This is a genomic window from Heliobacterium mobile (assembly GCF_009720735.1).
GTDB classification, from domain to species: domain Bacteria; phylum Bacillota; class Desulfitobacteriia; order Heliobacteriales; family Heliobacteriaceae; genus Heliobacterium; species Heliobacterium mobile.
This window is the reverse complement of the sequence record NZ_WNKU01000001.1, coordinates 337,765-355,891: the sequence shown is the minus strand read 5'-3', so window position 1 is coordinate 355,891 and position 18,127 is coordinate 337,765. Positions and strand designations below refer to the sequence as shown.

General features: G+C 49.7%; 23 protein-coding genes. 6 read left to right on the top strand and 17 right to left on the bottom strand.

The annotated features are described in order from the left end of the window. Nucleotides 1-10 precede the first annotated feature (10 nt). Nucleotides 11-1,606, top strand: a complete 1,596-nt coding sequence (locus GJ688_RS01770; protein ID WP_155474788.1) for a recombinase family protein — start codon at nucleotides 11-13, stop codon at nucleotides 1,604-1,606. Here the strand turns inward: GJ688_RS01770 and GJ688_RS01765 are convergent. Continuing rightward, nucleotides 1,578-2,660 carry a YifB family Mg chelatase-like AAA ATPase gene (locus tag GJ688_RS01765; RefSeq protein ID WP_155474787.1) on the bottom strand — a complete coding sequence of 361 codons (1,083 nt, stop codon included), beginning with the start codon at nucleotides 2,658-2,660 and terminating at the stop codon, nucleotides 1,578-1,580. The two genes, GJ688_RS01770 and GJ688_RS01765, sit on opposite strands and share 29 nt — an antisense overlap. Nucleotides 2,661-2,787: 127 nt before the next feature. Next, nucleotides 2,788-3,147, bottom strand: coding sequence for a YraN family protein (locus GJ688_RS01760; RefSeq protein ID WP_155474786.1), 360 nt, complete (start codon nucleotides 3,145-3,147; stop codon nucleotides 2,788-2,790). 335 nt (nucleotides 3,148-3,482) lie between these two features. Here GJ688_RS01760 and GJ688_RS20915 point away from each other — a divergent pair, with 335 nt between their 5' ends. Together GJ688_RS20915 and GJ688_RS20910 are read left to right on the top strand one after the other, a co-directional pair. Beyond that, complete coding sequence (locus tag GJ688_RS20915; protein ID WP_268892001.1) at nucleotides 3,483-3,605, top strand: hypothetical protein; 123 nt, start codon at nucleotides 3,483-3,485, stop codon at nucleotides 3,603-3,605. Between the two features lie 39 nt (nucleotides 3,606-3,644). After that, a complete protein-coding gene (locus GJ688_RS20910) occupies nucleotides 3,645-3,767 on the top strand; it encodes a hypothetical protein (RefSeq protein ID WP_268892000.1) in 123 nt (40 codons plus the stop codon). A gap of 292 nt (nucleotides 3,768-4,059) precedes the next feature. Here GJ688_RS20910 and GJ688_RS01755 read toward each other — a convergent pair whose 3' ends face one another. Next, a complete protein-coding gene (locus GJ688_RS01755) occupies nucleotides 4,060-4,218 on the bottom strand; it encodes a hypothetical protein (protein ID WP_155474785.1) in 159 nt (52 codons plus the stop codon). A gap of 196 nt (nucleotides 4,219-4,414) precedes the next feature. Between GJ688_RS01755 and GJ688_RS20905 the strand changes: the two genes are divergently transcribed. From GJ688_RS20905 to GJ688_RS01750, 3 genes are all read left to right on the top strand, one after another. Further along, nucleotides 4,415-4,546: a hypothetical protein gene (locus tag GJ688_RS20905; RefSeq protein WP_268891999.1), complete on the top strand. Its 132-nt coding sequence runs from the start codon at nucleotides 4,415-4,417 to the stop codon at nucleotides 4,544-4,546. A gap of 33 nt (nucleotides 4,547-4,579) precedes the next feature. Then, on the top strand, nucleotides 4,580-4,705 hold the full coding sequence (locus GJ688_RS20900) for a hypothetical protein (protein ID WP_268891997.1): 126 nt from the start codon (nucleotides 4,580-4,582) through the stop codon (nucleotides 4,703-4,705). A gap of 194 nt (nucleotides 4,706-4,899) precedes the next feature. Then, nucleotides 4,900-5,625 (top strand): class I SAM-dependent methyltransferase, encoded by a 726-nt coding sequence (locus tag GJ688_RS01750; protein ID WP_155474784.1) that lies wholly within the window; start codon nucleotides 4,900-4,902, stop codon nucleotides 5,623-5,625. A 121-nt stretch (nucleotides 5,626-5,746) separates the two neighbouring features. On the opposite strand, the gene GJ688_RS01745 is transcribed toward GJ688_RS01750, so the two are convergent. From GJ688_RS01745 to GJ688_RS01680, 14 genes are all read right to left on the bottom strand, one after another. Further along, complete coding sequence (locus GJ688_RS01745; RefSeq protein WP_155474783.1) at nucleotides 5,747-6,070, bottom strand: hypothetical protein; 324 nt, start codon at nucleotides 6,068-6,070, stop codon at nucleotides 5,747-5,749. Nucleotides 6,071-6,162: 92 nt separating this feature from the next. Continuing rightward, nucleotides 6,163-7,581 carry an NADH-quinone oxidoreductase subunit N gene (locus GJ688_RS01740; protein ID WP_155474782.1) on the bottom strand — a complete coding sequence of 473 codons (1,419 nt, stop codon included), beginning with the start codon at nucleotides 7,579-7,581 and terminating at the stop codon, nucleotides 6,163-6,165. 1 nt (nucleotide 7,582) lies between these two features. Further along, on the bottom strand, nucleotides 7,583-9,100 hold the full coding sequence (locus GJ688_RS01735; RefSeq protein ID WP_155474781.1) for a complex I subunit 4 family protein: 1,518 nt from the start codon (nucleotides 9,098-9,100) through the stop codon (nucleotides 7,583-7,585). After that, entirely contained in the window at nucleotides 9,101-11,017 is a 1,917-nt protein-coding gene (gene nuoL / locus GJ688_RS01730) for an NADH-quinone oxidoreductase subunit L (protein ID WP_155474780.1), read from the bottom strand. It lies immediately after the preceding gene. Nucleotides 11,018-11,065: 48 nt separating this feature from the next. Beyond that, nucleotides 11,066-11,377, bottom strand: a complete 312-nt coding sequence (gene nuoK / locus GJ688_RS01725) for an NADH-quinone oxidoreductase subunit NuoK (protein WP_328597286.1) — start codon at nucleotides 11,375-11,377, stop codon at nucleotides 11,066-11,068. Next, nucleotides 11,374-11,838: an NADH-quinone oxidoreductase subunit J family protein gene (locus tag GJ688_RS01720; protein WP_207708731.1), complete on the bottom strand. Its 465-nt coding sequence runs from the start codon at nucleotides 11,836-11,838 to the stop codon at nucleotides 11,374-11,376. The genes nuoK and GJ688_RS01720 overlap by 4 nt, the downstream gene beginning before the upstream one ends. A gap of 52 nt (nucleotides 11,839-11,890) precedes the next feature. After that, on the bottom strand, nucleotides 11,891-12,334 hold the full coding sequence (locus GJ688_RS01715; protein ID WP_155474778.1) for an NADH-quinone oxidoreductase subunit I: 444 nt from the start codon (nucleotides 12,332-12,334) through the stop codon (nucleotides 11,891-11,893). A gap of 3 nt (nucleotides 12,335-12,337) precedes the next feature. Continuing rightward, a complete protein-coding gene (gene nuoH / locus GJ688_RS01710) occupies nucleotides 12,338-13,414 on the bottom strand; it encodes an NADH-quinone oxidoreductase subunit NuoH (protein WP_328597285.1) in 1,077 nt (358 codons plus the stop codon). A 21-nt stretch (nucleotides 13,415-13,435) separates the two neighbouring features. Then, nucleotides 13,436-14,530 carry an NADH-quinone oxidoreductase subunit D gene (locus GJ688_RS01705; RefSeq protein WP_155474777.1) on the bottom strand — a complete coding sequence of 365 codons (1,095 nt, stop codon included), beginning with the start codon at nucleotides 14,528-14,530 and terminating at the stop codon, nucleotides 13,436-13,438. A gap of 21 nt (nucleotides 14,531-14,551) precedes the next feature. After that, on the bottom strand, nucleotides 14,552-15,016 hold the full coding sequence (locus GJ688_RS01700) for an NADH-quinone oxidoreductase subunit C (protein WP_155474776.1): 465 nt from the start codon (nucleotides 15,014-15,016) through the stop codon (nucleotides 14,552-14,554). Then, the gene (locus tag GJ688_RS01695; RefSeq protein WP_155474775.1) at nucleotides 15,006-15,533 is read right to left on the bottom strand and encodes an NADH-quinone oxidoreductase subunit B; all 528 of its coding nucleotides are present in this window, start codon (nucleotides 15,531-15,533) and stop codon (nucleotides 15,006-15,008) included. The genes GJ688_RS01700 and GJ688_RS01695 overlap by 11 nt, the downstream gene beginning before the upstream one ends. Beyond that, the gene (locus GJ688_RS01690) at nucleotides 15,524-15,823 is read right to left on the bottom strand and encodes an NADH-quinone oxidoreductase subunit A (RefSeq protein WP_407928929.1); all 300 of its coding nucleotides are present in this window, start codon (nucleotides 15,821-15,823) and stop codon (nucleotides 15,524-15,526) included. The genes GJ688_RS01695 and GJ688_RS01690 overlap by 10 nt, the downstream gene beginning before the upstream one ends. A gap of 313 nt (nucleotides 15,824-16,136) precedes the next feature. Beyond that, nucleotides 16,137-16,451 carry an EscU/YscU/HrcU family type III secretion system export apparatus switch protein gene (locus GJ688_RS01685; RefSeq protein WP_155474773.1) on the bottom strand — a complete coding sequence of 105 codons (315 nt, stop codon included), beginning with the start codon at nucleotides 16,449-16,451 and terminating at the stop codon, nucleotides 16,137-16,139. A 23-nt stretch (nucleotides 16,452-16,474) separates the two neighbouring features. Continuing rightward, nucleotides 16,475-18,127, bottom strand: coding sequence for a flagellar hook-length control protein FliK (locus GJ688_RS01680; RefSeq protein WP_155474772.1), 1,653 nt, complete (start codon nucleotides 18,125-18,127; stop codon nucleotides 16,475-16,477).

Sequence of the window (18,127 nt, the reverse complement as noted above, 5' to 3'; positions counted from 1 at the left end):
GTGAACTTGAATGCGTGTAGCTATCTATTGCCGTGTCTCCACCGATGACCAGGCCGATCGCGGTACCGTCCAAAACCAAATAGAATTCGCCAATAAATACTGCGACCTTCACCAACATACCATCACCAAATGGTACATCGATGATGGTATCTCCGGCACTATTCCCTTGGAACAGCGTCCTGAAGGCGCAAAACTCGTTGAAGACCTCAGAGAGAAACAATTTGATATCCTCCTGGTGTACAAGCTCGACCGTCTTGGCCGCAGCGCCCGAATCATCCTGAATGCCGTCTATGACCTCGAGCAAGCCGGCGTCGTCGTTAAGTCCATGACCGAACCCTTTGACACCGGGGATCCATCCGGGCGCTTCCTCCTTACCATTCTTGCCGGCGTAGCCGACTTAGAACGGGATACGATTGTCACCCGCTTATGGCATGGAGCCAACCGGGCCGCCCGAGAAGGACGCTGGCTCGGTGGTATTGTTGCTTACGGTTATCGAGTTGTCGACGGATATTTGGAGGTCAACAAGGACCCTCTTCCCGGCCACGACATGAGCGAAGCCGACGTGATCAGGATGATGTACCACCTGATTGGTACCCAAGGGCTCTCAACAATTAAAGTCGCTGACTATCTTAATGCATTACGGATCCCAACCTCCTACACCAAAGACGGGCGAATGGTCACTTCTGGAAAAAGAAAAGTAGCTACAACCGGTCAATGGACTCCCGGTCGGGTCCGGAACATGATCGTTAACACCACGTACAAAGGTGTCCACCAGTACGGTAAACGGACCAAAAAGGATCGAGAAATCATCACCCGAAAAGTCCCATCCATTGTAACGGAAGAACTCTGGGAAGCCGCCCAGAAAGCAATGCAGAATAATTTCATTGAGGCATTCCGAAGCAGGAAACGTGAGTACCTTCTTCGAGGTTTGATTAAGTGTAGCATTTGTGGCCTCAACTATTGCGGGGGTGCTTTCAAAGGCCCAGGAGGGGCACTGAAGCCCTATTACGTGTGCAATGGTAAGACGACTTATAGAGGTAAATTTAACGGAAAATGTCCTTCGAAGAACCTCCCTGCCGTGGATATCGAGGAACAAGTATGGAATGAATGCGTTCGGTTCATTAATGACCCCGATAGTGCCTTGTCCGAAATCTCCACAACGATGGAGAATCGGAAATCAGAAAAGGCAAATTACATTTCAGAGAGGACTGCCATTGAGCAAGCCATCTCTACCAAAGAAACAGAGAAGCAACCGATCCTCGACCTATTCCGGAGGAACATCATCAGTGCGGCCGATGTGGAGCAGCAGTTTACGAAGATTACTCAAGAGACCGAACGGCTACGTCAGCGTTTGAAGGAACTGGACAAGCTGATAACCGCCGAAGACACCATGTTCTCGAAGTTTGATACCGCAGAAGCTTTACTCTTGAGTCTCCGTGAAAAATTAAAGAACGCCGATACATTTGAAGCACGGCGCGAAATCGTAAAAACAATAGTCGACCGGGTCGAAGTGAAAACGGAAACAAAAAATAACCGTCCTCAAGCTACGGTTACCACTCAGTTCATTTTCTCCAGGGTTACTCCATGCACGGACAAGGGTTACTAGAACAGATCAAAATCATTCGCGAAGGATATGTAACGGACCCTCCGAGACGGGCTATCGTTACTTTCCCGTCTTCTAATGGTTGCCGAAAAGCTTCCAAAACATCTCTAGAGAATTCAGGCCATTCATCCATGAAAAGTACGCCGTTGTGGGCCAAAGTAATTTCTCCGGGACGAGGCGGCCTTCCCCCACCGATTAGCGCCGATAAAGTCGTATGATGGTGGGGTGTTCGAAAAGGACGCCGCGTTAGCCAAGTCACTCTGTCGGGCAATGCGCCGGCAACAGAATAAATCATCGTCGTCTCCAGTGATTCTGTTTCTGTCATAGGCGGGAGGATGCCGGGCATACTGCGGGCCAACATAGTTTTCCCTGTCCCTGGCGGCCCGATAAAGACGAGATTATGACCGCCGGCAGCGCTAATCTCCATCGCCCGCTTAGCCGACCTTTGCCCTTTGATCACAGATAGATCAATGGTGTCGCCAAAATCGGGCTGAACTTCACCTTCCCATCGAGTATGGAGAATAGGGTCTTCCCTAAAGCCATGGTTTAACATCTCAACGACCGAGGTTAAGTTCGTTGCACCATACACTTTAATTCCCTGTATGCGCGACGCTTCCGCCTTATTCGCTTCAGGTACCAAAAACTTCATATGTTCCGTTTCTCTCGTGCTGTGGGCCAACCCCCAAACCATGGCTAAGATACCGCTGACAGGCCGAATGGAACCATCTAAAGCCAATTCACCGACGAAAAACCAGCTTTCAAGGCAACCGGTTACTTGACCTGTAGCTGCTAATATTCCAAGGGCGATGGGGATGTCGAGCCCTGATCCTTCCTTCCGAACATCAGCCGGGGCAAGATTTACGGTGATTCGGCGAAGCGGAAAATCGTATCCGCTGTTACGAATAGCTGAGCGGACTCGTTCCCGCGCCTCCCGGACTGCCGTCGCCGGCAGTCCTACCATGTCAAAGGCCGGCAGTCCGTTGGAAACATCCACTTCGACTTCAATCGTTTTTGCCGTCAACCCTTCCAAAACGACACTATGTATCCGGGCCAACATACTCTATGTACCCCTCCAGCCGTCACACAGCATGACATACCTTTTATTTCCTGGTACCTTTTCGACGACCGCAACGTTTTTCCTCTAATTTCCTTTTATTTCGCATCTTTTTTTACACCGAGACGTTTCAGGGGGTAAAAATGCCACAGATATGGTTTAATTCATAGTTGATTTCATCATGTCGAAGGATGCCGATTAAATCAAAGCGAGGGCTAAGCCTTGGGCCAGAGTAGCTCGATAGAAAATGAGAGGCCGTCGTAAGCAGCCGTTTTCGTTTACGATAATCGATCGTCTCTTCAGCTCGTCCCATAAGCAAGGTGGAACGTGCACGAACTTCCACAAAAACGATCCATTGCCGGTCACGAAATATCAAATCAATCTCACCAAAAGGGGTGCGATAATTTTTAGCGAGGAGGTGCCATCCTTTTTCGAGAAGAAAGTTTTGTGCCGTCTCTTCTCCCCACTGGCCTAGACGTTTTCGTTGCATAGTTCACCTCAGGTGTGTTTTATAATATATTTTTCGATAACAGGGATTTATTTCCTCCTTGTTATTGAACTCAAACGCAATTATCGCCCTACTCTAATCCCGATTTTCGATTCCATATTCTTCCATCATGCCAGAGTATTTTGTAGGAATTTGTAACTATATCAAAAAAGCATCACGAAGATAGATATCCTGTAGGGATTACGATTTGGTTTAAGAGTTTGAGCATCGTGAAATATGTCTTTGCGGTTTTTTTGATTATCACCACGAGGGATATTTCCATATAGTGGTATTGAGGTCAGTTACCTCTTAACGTTTTGAAGAAAGGGGTGCTTTTTATGTCTTGCGGTGGTGCAGTATTTGGCAACGTCGGCTTCGCCACAGTCGTCGGTTTAGTTATTGCCCTCATTGTCATCGGAGCTTTCTTCCCGGCCATTATTGGTGTTGGTTATACGGTTTAATTTTCTAAAGCAAATCGTGCTAGAAAGGAGGTACCTAACATGGGTGCATGCGTAACCACCGGTGGCGGTTATATCGGCAATAGCATCGTCGCTTTAGCCATTTTAATCATTATTATTGCTATTCTCGGCACAGGTTTTGGATTTGGTTTCGGTGCTTATTAGTGTTGGGCTCTCTCGATAGAAAAGGGCACGGTCTAACTTAATTTTTAATTTGCTTTAGTTCAGGATCGGTCATCCTGAGCTTTTTTTGTCCCTTTCCTACCGTAAGCGCAGGGCTCTAGGAACGGAGCTAGCCCGGTAATAAAGCTAATGGAATCTTCAAAAAAGAAGCGTCGGCCTTGTAAAGCCGGACGCTTCTCTACTTACCACCATAAAGCCGCCGCGAGGGCTAACCAAGTTATTGCCCAAAAGGGGAAAAACCAATAACCTGGATAGCCTCCGTAAGCACCGTATCCTATCCCTGGCGGGTCAATTCCACGGAGATAAACCCCTCTCGGAGTGACTCGGTGAATCGTCCCATTGACATATCTTCCATTCTGAAGACGCAATCTACAATTTCTTCCGCAATGAGGTGACACTGTTCGATGGCGACTGGACTGATCGTGCTATACATTCCATCCCCTCCTAATAAAAGCCCCAATAATTTATATGGTAATTAGTTCCATTTCTATAATGCGAAGATGAGGTGTTGAACTGTGATTATTCACCATCCTCCTTATTGTGGACAATCACAACTTTGATAAGCTTTACGTAAAATGAGATTAGGGAATATATTCCAATACCTAGTTCTTAGAGAGGAGGTAAAGAAAATGGCTAATGGTTATGCTGGCGGATTCTTTGGTGGAGGTTTTGGAACCGTTGCTGGACTCGTAATTGCCCTCATCGTTATCGGGGCTTTTTATCCGGCCATTATTGGTTTCGGTGCCGTCGGTGATCCCTGAGGAATTTTGATGCTGGAAAAGGAGGTATGAACTATGGGTGCATGCGGATGCGGAACAGGCGGTTATATCGGAAATAGCATTGTAGCTTTGGCTATTTTGATTATCATCATAGCTATCCTCGGCACCGGGTTTGGTTATGGTTTTGGCGCAGGTTTCTAAACGGTAAGACAGTTTGTTTTAGCGTGCGGCAGTGAAAACTGCCCACGCTATTTAATTTTATATTCTCTTTGGGATTACTGAAGTAAACCATAAGGCCAAGTTAAAACTATCTTCATAGCATATAAGTTTGACAATCAGCTCTTGGATAAAAGGGACTCATAAATTTACCACCACAATTTACAGGGGGTTTACCTGTGCAAAAAAGGACTTATCAGGACTTACTCGCCTTATTAGGAGTAAATGGTGCCCATCCTGGAGGCTTTCTTCATACAAAAAGATTGTTGCAAAAGCTACAAATTCAACAAAACTGGACAGTACTTGACGCAGGATGTGGAAGTGGACTAACATCTTCCTACCTCGTTCGTGCTTACGGTTGCGCTGTAACCGCATTGGACCTAAACCCGCTCATGATTCGGAATGCACGAAGACGATTTACCCAAGAGCGATTAACCGTACAATTAATTCAAGGGGATATAGAAAAACTTCCTTTGCAAAACAGTGCCTTTGATTTGATCGTCGCTGAATCAGTTACCGTCTTTACAGATATCCATAAATCTTTGTCCGAATACGCTAGGGTATTGAAACCTGGCGGTCGCTTACTCGATCTAGAAATGACCGTTGAGTCGACCCTTGCCGGCACGGAACTTCAAGAACTATCCCAGTTTTATGGGATGAACAACATCCCGACGGAATCCGAATGGATTCAATTTTTTAAGCAGTCCGGTTTTACCATTGAAAGCATCGAAGGAGCATCTGTATCTAAAACAGCAGGTTCTTTAGATGTAACTAATAGTCACCTCGATGACATTAAGGATCAAGAACTTCTTCGAATATGGTCAAAACATCAGGAATTGACTGAAAAATATGCTCATACTTTAGGTTATCGCCAGTTTCAAGCCAGCTTACCCGGCAACGACTGAGCAAACGAAACGAGCCAATCAACGATTAGATGGAGCAATCATGTTGGATTTGATAAAAAAGAAGAGCCTGGGTACTATACCCAAGCCCTTCTACCTTTTAAATTTAACAACCGATACATACCTATCTCGCTTGTGCCTCGTCTTCCCTCTTACTCAGATAATTACTGAGCGTAAAAAGAACTCCAAAACCGGTAGAACCGGAAAGCAAATAAATCCACATCAAAACCGCTTTTTGGTTATAAGTCTCTTCGATAGACGCTTCAAATTTCGCCAATTCCGCTTGTGCAGCTTGATCATTCGGGTTGTTTTGCACAGCTAGTTTGGCAGACTGGTAACCGGGAGTATTTTGAAGCTCTTGAGTACTGTTGACTACATTAATGCTCATCACTACGCCGAGCAGCATAACCAGCAAACTAGCTATTTTCAGGATTTTTGGCAGACTCATTAAAAACCATCTCCCTACTCCTTGTTTTGTCTGAAAAAAGCCGGAGCAAAACGACAGATTTGCTCCGGCTTTTCCCATTCATTTGCAAAGACTTAGAACAAGGATTTTGCGGCCATCGTAGCCACTTCGGCCAAGGGGCCCGGGTAGATTCCGAAGAATACCGTAGCCACCATAGCGAAGAGGACTGTAAATTTAATCGCACCGGGCACATGAATGGGACGGTTGTCTTTCGGCTCATCCCGCCACATGTACAAGGCTACATTCAAGTAGTAGTAAACAGAGACCATCGACATGACAAAGCCTACAAAAGCCGGCCATAAGACCCCTTTATCCATGATGGCGGAGAAGAGGTACAGTTTACCGACAAAACCGGCCAAAGGCGGAATACCGGCCAGAGAGAGCAGGCTGATGGTCATGACGGAAGCCAAGAGGGGTTGACGAATCGCCAGACCGGCATAGTCGGGAATCTCTTCGGTACCGAGTTCCTTCGCGACGACGATAGCGACGGCAAAGGCGCCCATGTTCGCGACCACATAGAGCATGGCGTAGAAAAGAATGCCTTTTACGCCGGCAGCGTCAGCAGACATCAAACCGACGAGCAGATAACCAGCTTGCGCCACAGAAGAGTAAGCGAGCATCCGCTTGATGTTGGTCTGCGGAATGGCGACGACGTTACCGATCACCATGGTGATACCGGCCAGGACGGACATAACCGTCAGCCAGTCAACGCCGTTTTGCAGCGGGAGTCCGTCAATGAAGACCCGAACAAGTACGGCAAAACCAGCCGCTTTCGAGGCTACCGCCAAATAACCGGTGATCGGCGTCGGTGCCCCCTCATAGATATCGGGGGACCACATGTGGAACGGAACCGCTGAGATCTTGAATCCAAAACCAGCGATCAAGGTCACGACGGCGATCACCAGAGCTGGGCTCCAGTGCAACTTTGACATCATTTCCGGGATGACTGTCGTACCGGTCAAACCGTAGAGCAAGCTCATACCAAAGAGCAGAACTGCCGATGAGGCAGCGCCGAGGAGCAGGTACTTCACTCCAGCTTCGGACGAACGACCGTTACCTAAAACGTAGGCGACGAGCACAAAAAAGGTGATCGTCATCAATTCCATGCCCACGTAGATCGTGACTAAATCGTTGGCCGAAGCCATCACCATCATACCTAGGGCAGCAAAGACGATGAGGGAATAATATTCGCTCCGGAACCGGGGCAGTGTGTCTACGAAATCAATAGAGGACAAGGTGACTAAAATGGCAGCGACGAGGAACAGTTCCTTCATAAATACGGAATAATCGTCATGAATCCACAACTCATGGAAAGTGGTCTCATTGATACCGTATTGAAAGAAGGTCGTCACCAGAATCGCCAGCAAACCGAAGAGGGTCGCATAGCCGATCCCCCGGTGTTTTTCCTTGTTGGGGGATAACAAGCATAAAATCAGCAAGCCGCAAGCTAAAACCGCTGTCAGTATCTCGGTGGAAAGCAGGCTCATATTCATGCTAGAATCCACCTCCAATCGTTGCAGCGGCGCCCAGTTTGGCCATCATCGCGCTAACCAGCGGTTCGACTCCCGAGTTGACCATGTCAAGAATCAAGTGCGGGAAGATACCACCCAAGACAAGAACAGATCCGAGAACCAAGAGAGGAACCATTTCCGGTCCTTTCGCGTCTGGATAGTGGTCGAATTCAGGACGGCGAGGGCCAAAGAGCACATTGGCCAGGGCACGCAGCGTATACAATGCGGTGATGATGATCCCGGCGATGGCGATGATGGCCATGGTGGGATAGACGGCAAAGGATCCGACGAAGATGGTGAACTCTGGGATAAAGGAAACCAAACCAGGCAGACCGAGGGAGGCCATACCAGCCATCATAAAACCGATGGCTACGCGAGGCATCTGGTGAGCCAGACCGCCCAGGTCGGGGATATAACGGGTATGGGTTTTCTCATAGACGTAACCGATCATGGAGAAGAACAGCGCCGACATCACACCATGGGCAAACATGTTGGCGACAGCACCGTTGATGCCAATCACGTTTAGGGCAGCTAGACCGATGAGCACGTAACCCATGTGACTGACCGATGAGTAACCGATAACATATTTCAAGTCTTTCTGAGCCAAAGCGATCATCGCTGCGTAAGCTACGTTACAGACGGCGAGGAACGCGATGACAGGCGCCCAGAACTTCGCTCCCAAAGGTAAGGCCAACAAACCGACACGAATCAGACCATAACCACCGATCTTCTTTAAGACGCCGGCGTGGATCATGGAGACGGCCGTCGGAGCACCAGCATAACCGTCAGGGGACCAGGAGTGGAAGGGGAACATGGACAAGAGAGAACCAAAACCGACCGCTAAAAGGGCAAAAGCGAAGATTTGGAAAGGTTCGCTGTAACTTGCCGCAGAAAGCTTATCGATCATGAATGTCCGTTGTCCCACCGGATAGGCGTTCAGGTAGATGGCGATGAGCCCTACCAGCAGGAAGGCCGAACCGATCAGCAGGTAGATGGTCAGCTTCATACCGGCATACTCTTTCGTCACCCGCTTACTGGAGCCCCAGATGATAACCATGATATAGAGCGGAATGACGACCACTTCATAGAAGAGGAAGAAGATAAAGAGGTCGCGCGCGATGAAGGTTCCCATAACCCCGGCGATCAGCAGGAGCAACAGGATAAAGAAGGTCTTCGGACGTTTTTCTACATTCCAAGAGGCGAAGACGGCACTGAAGCCGATCAAGTTGGTCAGCAGCAGCATGGGCAAGGAAATACCGTCTACACCCATGGCATAGGTTACACCGAGTTCTTTTACCCAGACGATATCTTCCGTAAACTGCATACCGCCTTTAGCAAAGTCGTAACCGAAATAGGCTACCAAGGTTAACCCCAAGGATATGGCCATAACAAAGGCAGAGATGGCTTTGACGATTTTATGCTCGTCTTTGGGGATAAACACCAGCACCAAGGCCCCGATGATCGGCGCCAGCAGCGCGATGGTCAGCAACGGGAAGCCCATTTACTTTCCACCTCCGATCAAGGCCATGGCAGAGCTTTCTCCCATCAGCCCCATGATGACAGCGATGAATACTACAGCAGCAAAGAAGATGAGCGCATACACCTGTACTTGACCAGTTTGTACGCGGCGCAACATTTTGCCAGACCAACCGGTACCGTCGGCAAGACCGTCGATAAATCCGTCGACGACGTGAATATCGATCCAGTAGAGGAATCGGCCTGTTCCGTCAACGATGACCTTGTTGATCCATTGATAGATTTCATCGATGAAGAATTTACGATAAGACAAGGTGTGCAAGAAACCTGCCCGGCGGGCCAGCTTGTTCGCATCGATCAGTTTTGCCCCATAGATGATCCAAGCTAAGCTCATACCAGCTAGGCCAAGGAGAACGGAACCACCCATGACGGTCCAATCCACCTCGGGATGGTGGAGTTCACCGTAGCGAACCCAGTAGCCGAAGCCATGCTCGGTCCAGGGTGTGCCAACGAGACCACCGACACAAGCCAGAACTGCCAGCACCGACATAGGGAACAGCATGCTCCAAGGAGATTCATGAGGATGGTTATGAGGATTCTCTTTGCCGAAGAAAGCCGTAAAGACCATCCGGGACATGTAGAAGGCGGTCATGAAAGCCGTCAACGACGCGAGATAGTAAAGGTCGGTGAATCCGTGCAGTTTGGTCATCAACAGGATTTCGTCCTTCGACCAGAACCCGGCGAAAGGCGGCACCCCGGCAATGGCTACGAGGCCGATACACATGAAGGCCGTCGTGTAGGGCATTTTCTTTTTCAGGCCGCCCATTTCAAAGATGTCTGTTGTGCCATGGAGGGCGTGAAGGACCGAACCGGCAGCGAGAAACATGAGCGCTTTGAAGAAGGCGTGAGTCATCAGGTGGAACATGGATGCAGTTAAGCTGCCCACACCTAAAGCCATCATCATGTATCCTAACTGAGATACGGTGGAATAAGCCAAAATCCGTTTCATTTCCCGTTGCGTCAGCGCAATCGATGCGGCAAAGAAGGCCGTAAAACCACCGATGTAGGCAATAACATGCATCGCTTCGGGAGATACTTCAAAGAGGGTGAACGCGCGGGCCACCAGATAAACACCGGCGACGACCATCGTTGCGGCGTGAATCAAGGCGGAGACCGGCGTGGGGCCTTCCATCGCGTCCGGCAACCAGACGTGCAGCGGGAACTGACCGGACTTACCAATGGGACCGATGAAGACCAGGATGCCCATGAGTGTCACGAGAGCCGGATGAGCTACTGCGAAAGCAGGAAGCTTGTCGGCCAGTTCAGTGAACTCCAGGGTACCGAAGTTGAGTTGCAGGAACATAATCCCCAGTAGCAAGCCAAAGTCACCGATCCGAGTCGTCATAAAGGCTTTTTTGGCTGCTTCTCGGGCGGAGTCTTTGAAATAGTAATAACCGATGAGCAGGTAAGAACAAAGACCTACCAGTTCCCAGAAGATGAACATTTGCAGCAAGTTGGTCGCAATGACGAGACCGAGCATGGATGTCGCAAAGAGACAGAGGTATGCGAAGAACCGTGTATACCCAGGGTCTCCATGCATATACCCGGTGGAGTAGATCATGACCAAGGTTGCCACCAGAGAAACGACGAAGAGCATCATCGCCGCAACTGGGTCGATTAATTGTCCCATGGTGATATGCAACCCAGGCATGGAAAACCATCGGACTTCTTTTACAAAGGGATTTTCTATCAGTTCCGGGCGCTGCAGTACAGCAGTGACCACTCCCAACGCGATAAGGAAGGAAGTCCCGCTGAACAGGATGGCCGTTGTCGACGCTGTCTTCTCCATATTTTTGAAAACAAACGCGATCAGCACAAAGGCCATAAAGGGCAGCAGCGGAATCAGCCAGGCATTATTCAGACTAAACAGGGCAAAATCCATTCCTTTGCCACACCTACCTTACTTTCCGGATGTCGCTGTGCTCCATGGTTACCATTTGAGCCAATCGAGGTCATCCACATTTGTGCTGAGACGATCCTTGTAAATGGCAAGGACAAGAGCCAGACCTACGGCCACTTCAGCTGCGGCTACCACGATGACAAACACAGAAAATACTTGACCGGTATAACTCCCGGCCGCCACATATTTATTGAAGGCGATCAGGTTGATGTTGACTGCGTTCAGCATCAATTCGATTCCCATCAGAATCGCGATGGCATTGCGTTTCGACAGAAGGCCATACAAACCGAGGCAGAACAGAGCCGTTCCGAGGAGCAGAAAATGCGTTAATCCTATGGTCACGCTTCTTTCGCCCCCTTCGCAAGGATAATCGCGCCGACCAAAGCTACCAGGAGCAAGACAGCTGCAGATTCAAAGGCCACCACATAGTCTCCCAAGAGCAGTGACGCGAGACCTTCTACGGCGGCTTCAGGATTCACCTGTTGCCCGACCGGTTTGAAGTCTGTTCCAATCAAAGCCCAGCCGCAGATGGCGAAGAAGGCGGCTGAGACGAAGGATGCATAGATCACCCAACGGTTGTTCGGGTTGGATTCTTTCATGTTTCTACGGCGTGTCAGCATGACGCCGAAGGCGATCAAGATCGCCACGGCGCCGCCATAGACGAGGATTTGAACGGCTGCCAGGAAATCGGCGTTCAGCAGGACGTAAAGTCCAGCCACACCGATGAAGGACAATGCCAACATCAATGCGCTGTGAACAATGTCTTTCAGGAATACTACACCGGCCGCTGACAAGATCGTCATTCCCGCCAGGCCATAAAAGGCAGCTGCGAAGATAAAGTCATTCAACGGCTTGTCACCCCTTTTCCCCGGCTTCCGGAGTCGCTTTCACTTCCGGGACATCATAACCCCGTTTTTTTGCCAAGTCGATGCAATCGAAGATCAGATCCTCACGGCTATAACCGGAGAAGGCGAATTCATTCGTCCAATCGATACATTTGACCGGGCAAGATTCGATACACAAGTTGCAGTAGAGGCACAAACCAGAGTCGTGAACATAGGTGCTCAGATGACGTTTGTTGTTCTCGTCTCTGACACTGGTCAATTTAATCGAACCGTTCGGGCAGGAGTTCATGCAGATTCCACAGGAGATACACTTGCTTGTCTTCAGCTTGATCGTGCCGCCTCGGAACCGATCTCCCAGGTCGGGCATCACATCCGGATATTCTTCCGTAACAGGTTTACGGAAGAACTCTTGGATCGTGACGAACATCCCTTTGAGTAAGCCTATACCCTGCATCGTTTACCCTCCTATCATCACACGGTAGAAGTAAATACCTACACCGGTGATCAGGATATTTGCCAGAGACAGGGGCAGCAGCACTTTCCAGCCAAAGGACATCAGTTGGTCCATCCGAAAACGGGGGAAGGTCCATCTGAACCACATGAATACGAAGATCATGAAGTAGGTTTTCGCCGCAAACCATATCCAACCGGGGATGAATTGCAGAATATCTCCGAGTGCCCCGGGCAACGGCAAGGGCTGCCAGCCCCCAAGAAACAGTGTGGTAGCGATGGCCGATACGGCAAACAAGTTGGCATATTCGGCCAAGAAGAACATGGACCAGCGCATGCCCGAGTATTCGGTAAAGGGACCGGCAACGATTTCCCCTTCGCACTCGACGAGGTCAAAAGGCGTACGGTTCGTTTCCGCCGTAGCGGCGATGACATAGATGACAAAGGCCACCGGCTGCAACAAGACAAACCAGACTTTCGATTGAGCCTCGACGATGGAAGACATCTGTAAGGAGCCGACCAGCATGATGACTCCGAGTATAGAGAAGATCAAGGGGATCTCGTAACTGATCATCTGGGCTACAGCCCGCATGCCGCCGAGCATAGAATATTTGTTGTTGGAACCCCATCCGGCCATCAAGAAAGGCAGTGTGGACAGCGAGGAGAGCGCAATAAAGTAGAAAATACCGATATTCAAGTCGACGGGAACGGCTTGATTATCAAAAGGAATGACTGCATAAGCGCCCAAAGCGGGGATGAACAGCAGCGCCGGAGCCAAAGCCCAGACCCACTTGTCAACTTCCCGCGGTTGGTAATCTTCCTTACTTAAGAGTTTCAGCGTGTCGGCCACCGTTTGGAGAATACCCCAGGGACCGACACGGTTTGGACCTAACCGGGACTGCATAAAACCGGCCACTTTCCGTTCCATCAGAACTAGAATGACCGCGTTGGTAAACACGACGATGATTACGCCGACCAGTCCAACGACGTAGATGGACAGGTCGGTAGCATCATTCCCCAACAACGGGCTTAGTAAAGACCGCAAGAAGCTGGAGATGAGCATAAAAATATTCGAATCGTTCACAGTAACATCCCCCACCTTCCCTTAACAGTCTACCTCACCCAGAACGGGGTCCAGGGTACCGAGAATCGCGACGACGTCGCCCAGTTTGTTCCCGTGACAAAGTTCGTCTAAGAGCTGCAAATTGACCATGGCAGCGCGGCGGGCATGCCAGCGGTACGGTTTGGTTGTCCCGTCGCTGACAACATAGAAGCCGATTTCACCCTTCGCGTTTTCGACACGGTGATAGACTTCGCCAGCAGGTGGTTTGATCACCTTCGGGACCTTGGCCATGACCGGTCCTTCAGGCATTTGCTCCAGCGCCTGTTTGATGATCCGAACTGACTGCTCCATCTCGTAAAAGCGGAGCATGAAGCGGTCCCAGTTGTCTCCTTTTTGACCGAGGGGAACGTCAAAATCAAAACGGTCATAAATGCCGTAGGGATCGGCTTTGCGGACGTCATAGTCGACACCACTGGCCCGCAGGACGGCACCTGTTGCTGACATGGCGATGGCTCGTTCTGCACTTAAAATGGCGATATCTTTCAAGCGAAGTTGTACGATCTCATTGCCAACGATCAGGTTGTTGTAGGTCTCCATCACTTTGTCAAAGTTGTTGACAAACTTCCAGCAGGCATCAACCCATCCCTCCGGAAGGTCTTGAGAGACACCACCGACACGGATGTAGTTGAAGGTCATGCGAGCTCCGCAAGCTCGGTTGAACAGTTCTAAAATCTCTTCACGGTCGCGAATGCAGAAGGTAAAACCGGTCACACCGCCGATGTCCATCACCAAACTACCGATACAGATCATATGGGAGGCGATTCGAGACAATTCGGCCATAATCACCCGGATGTATTCAGCCCTCTCCGGCACGGTTACGCCCATCAGCTTTTCGATGGCCTGGGAGATGCCTAAGTTATTGCCCATGGCAGCCAGGTAGTCCATCCGGTCGGTAAAGGGGATCGTCTGCACATAGGTTTTGTTTTCGCAGATCTTCTCAATGCCGCGGTGAAGATATCCGATAATCGGTGTCGCCTTAACGACGATCTCCCCGTCCAGTTCTAAGAGAATCCGCAACACCCCGTGGGTCGAAGGGTGCTGAGGACCCATATTCAGTTCATATTTTTGTGTTTGCAAAAGGTCTCACCTCACCCTATCCTAAGCTCTGGGTTGGAGCTTGAAGTCTTTACGCAGCGGGTGCCCTTCGAACTCCTCCGGTAGCAGCAATCGAGTCATGTTCGGGTGTCCTGGAAAAGCGACACCCATCAGGTCGTAGACTTCTCGTTCCATAAAGTTAGCGCCCGGCCAGATGCTCGTCACCGTGGGAACCTGCGCCTCATCCCTAGGGATAATCGATTTTACGCGCAGGTCATACTTGTGCTTTATGGAAAAGAGTTGATAAACCACTTCCAAGCCGGCCTCCTTGCGGTCGACCGACGAGATATCGGATAACATATCAAAAGCCCATTCGGGGCTCTTACACAACTTTTCCATGACGGGAATGAGGTTTTCCTTGGTGACGACTAGGGCTCGGCTCACGCCTTCGCCGACGACCTCCACAGTTGTCCCCAGCTTGGCGTTCAATTCTTCCGGATTATACCGGTCTAACAGATTAATTGCCATGCTTTAACCCCACTTTGGTTGGGTTTTGTACTTTTTCTTTCAGTTTCAAGAATCCGTCGATCAAGGCTTCCGGACGAGGCGGGCAGCCGGGAATATATACGTCTACCGGAAGAATCTTGTCCACGCCGGGTACAACCGCATAGGAGTCCACAAAAGGTCCTCCGGTGCAGGCACAAGAACCCATGGCCAAGATCCATTTCGGTTCCGGCATCTGTTCATATAGCCGCACCAAGGCTGGTGCCATTTTCCAGGTCACAGTACCAGCGATGATGATGCAGTCCGCTTGCCGCACAGAAGGTCGGAATACCTCGTAACCAAAGCGAGCAATGTCGAAGCGCGGACCTGCGCTGGCCATCATCTCAATGGCGCAGCAGGCCAACCCGGAAGACAAGGGCCAAAAGGAGTTGCCTCTGGCCCAGTTAAAGACAGACTCAAGACTGGTCATGATGATGTTCTTTTGGACGAGTTCCTGGACTTGGGCGTCGTTAAGAACGTCGACGTTTTTGCCTATTTCCATTCCAAAGCTCCTTCCTTCCAGGCATACCAGAAACCTACCACTAAGATAGCGATGAAGATGAACATCTCCACAAATGCAAAGGTTCCCAGCTGCTGGAACTTGACGGCCCAGGGATAGAGGAATACGGTCTCTACATCAAAGGCCACAAACACCAAGGCGTAAAGAAAGTAGTTTGATTTAAATTGGACCCACGTGTCCCCGATCGTTTCCATACCGCACTCATAGGGATCGGCCTTAACCCGGCTGGTTCTCCGGGTCTGAAACAGCCGGGAGACGAGAAACGCAGCAATAGGGATAACGAAACCGGCGGCCAGGAACAAACTGATGCCCAAGTATTCTTTCAACAACCTTGTTCCCTCCTTCCTGTGTGATCATATTTGAAAAAAACGGAAGAGCTGACCAAAAGACGAGATCCCAAAAGTTTATTATTCTGCGTTTTCGGAAAAAACCCTTCCACAATAATGAAATATTAGTGGGGATTATAAACCTTTTACATAGAATCGACGTTCCCTGTTCATATTAAAGCAAAAACCCGGCCCTGTCCATGTATACATTCAGGAAACCGGGAAATATAATACATAGTCCCTTGTTCGATAAATATCTTCATTTCTCACTATTTTCTGCCACTCGACGATCGAGACGGTAGATGAAGGCTAAAACCTCTGCCACCATCCGGTATAATTCCGGCGGTATCTCGGAACCCAGGTCAAGCTTGGCCAGCAGATTGACCAGCGTGGGATCTTCATGGATCGGGATGTCTTTTTCTTTGGCGACTTCTAAGATTCGACGGGCCAGGTGTCCTTGACCGGTTGCGATCACTTTTGGAACATCATCAACGGCAGGATTATACTTAAGGGCGACGGCCTTGTCCAGTCCTTTTTTACCTGCTTCACCATCGCCACTGTCACGTTCGGCCATAAAATCATCCCCCTTTGTACTATCTAAATGCGAATGTTGATTTGTCCAGGTTCTGCCGGTATGACGACGCTTCTCGGTTGCGGACTTAGATCGGGCGGGGTACCTACCTTCCAATCGGCACTATGCAGCCGGAAGCCCTGTTCTGACAGGGATTTCTGAAGTTCCGGCCAAGCGTCCATGCCTTCTTTGATGATATCTGCATCTTTCACGGTGACTTTACTGATCACGTCCTGCTGCCGCAAAGCGAGTTCGATTGCGATAGGACCTAGATGTTCTGTATCTAAAACGAGAGCAAGCCTGAGGTTTTTCGGATCCAATGTACGGTTTTTCCCATCTTTATATACCCTCAACTGACCGTTGCCTTCACTCCCGTCTCTATGACGATAGGGAATCGAAAAATACAAATAGTCGTTAGTACCGTGGACTCCTTTGTTCAGCCCCTGCAGGATTTGCTGACCGGCCCACTGTTCTTCCACAACAGCACCATTGGCGAGCACTTCCGCTCTTTCGGCTCCCCGCAAGTTGAACAATTGTTCTACTTCTTTAACGGCCCGGCTGATCAATGGAAGCAAACTTTTTTCTTCTCCCGATAAAGCATGCTTGGCAAGGGTTCCTGAATTTTTATCTCCAGTTTCAATTAGGTTTTGTTGACCTGAGGCCTTTTCTCCTTTTGATGAGTCGATCCGGGAATGCTCTCTCCCGTCACCCTCTTGATCGATCAATGCAGTTTGAGCGGGACCGCCAGCCTGTTGTCCGACTCTTTCGGTTTCCCTTCTTGTCAGGTAATTTGTCGATGCGGGAGCAAAGAAACCGGTTTTCTTCTCTTGATCGGCTTTTATTGAGAGAAAAGACGTTGCATTCGGATCTGGTACAGACGACTTCTGACCGTCGGAAAGACCAGTCATAGCCTCTTTTCCCAGTAAAGCTGTCGGCGATGAGACGGTGCTTTTCCCAAGCATCTGTTGATTTTTGAAGAGGCTCTCCAACTTTTGCGCGATTTCAGCCGTTCCATCATCAGGGCTGAGTCGAAACTGTTGTAGGACTTTTTCCAGTTGGCTAAGAGCTTGGGATTGTTGGCCTTGTCCTTGCAAGAGTTGCTTGGTATCGTTGATCCATCGTTGCAGCCCTTGGATAGGATCGGGATCCGTAAAAACTCGCTGCAGAATCTGCAGCAAATCGCTGTCAAGAGGTAATCCTGCTTTTAACGCAAAGGCAGCGATCTGGGCTGTACCTAAATCCTGTTTGCCCATCACCGTCATAGCCCGGGCTGCTTGCTGAAAGTTTTCTCGGCTCAACGGCAACATAGCCGATGTAAGGGCTTTAAAGATCGTCCGGTTTTGGGCATTGTCATCGATACCGACTTGACGAAGCACCAAAGACGTTCTTTCTCCCGCTAGCTCTTTCTGTCCTGGCGGGATGAGGCGGGCTTGGATCTGTTTTTCGTTGACTCCCTGTATCTCCAATTCGATCTCTTGTCCCTCCGTCAGTGGGTACGGCGACTGCAGGGACAGCTTTTTTCCGTCCATTTTTACCGTATAGGTATCTGGAAGAACCATTTCCAAGACTATCCCTTTGAGGAGGGCGCCGATCTTCCATTCGCTGCCTTCGCCGCTGTTTCGCTGCGACATCTGCGAAAGTAAAGATCGCAGCACCACTTGGGTGACATCCATCGTCAA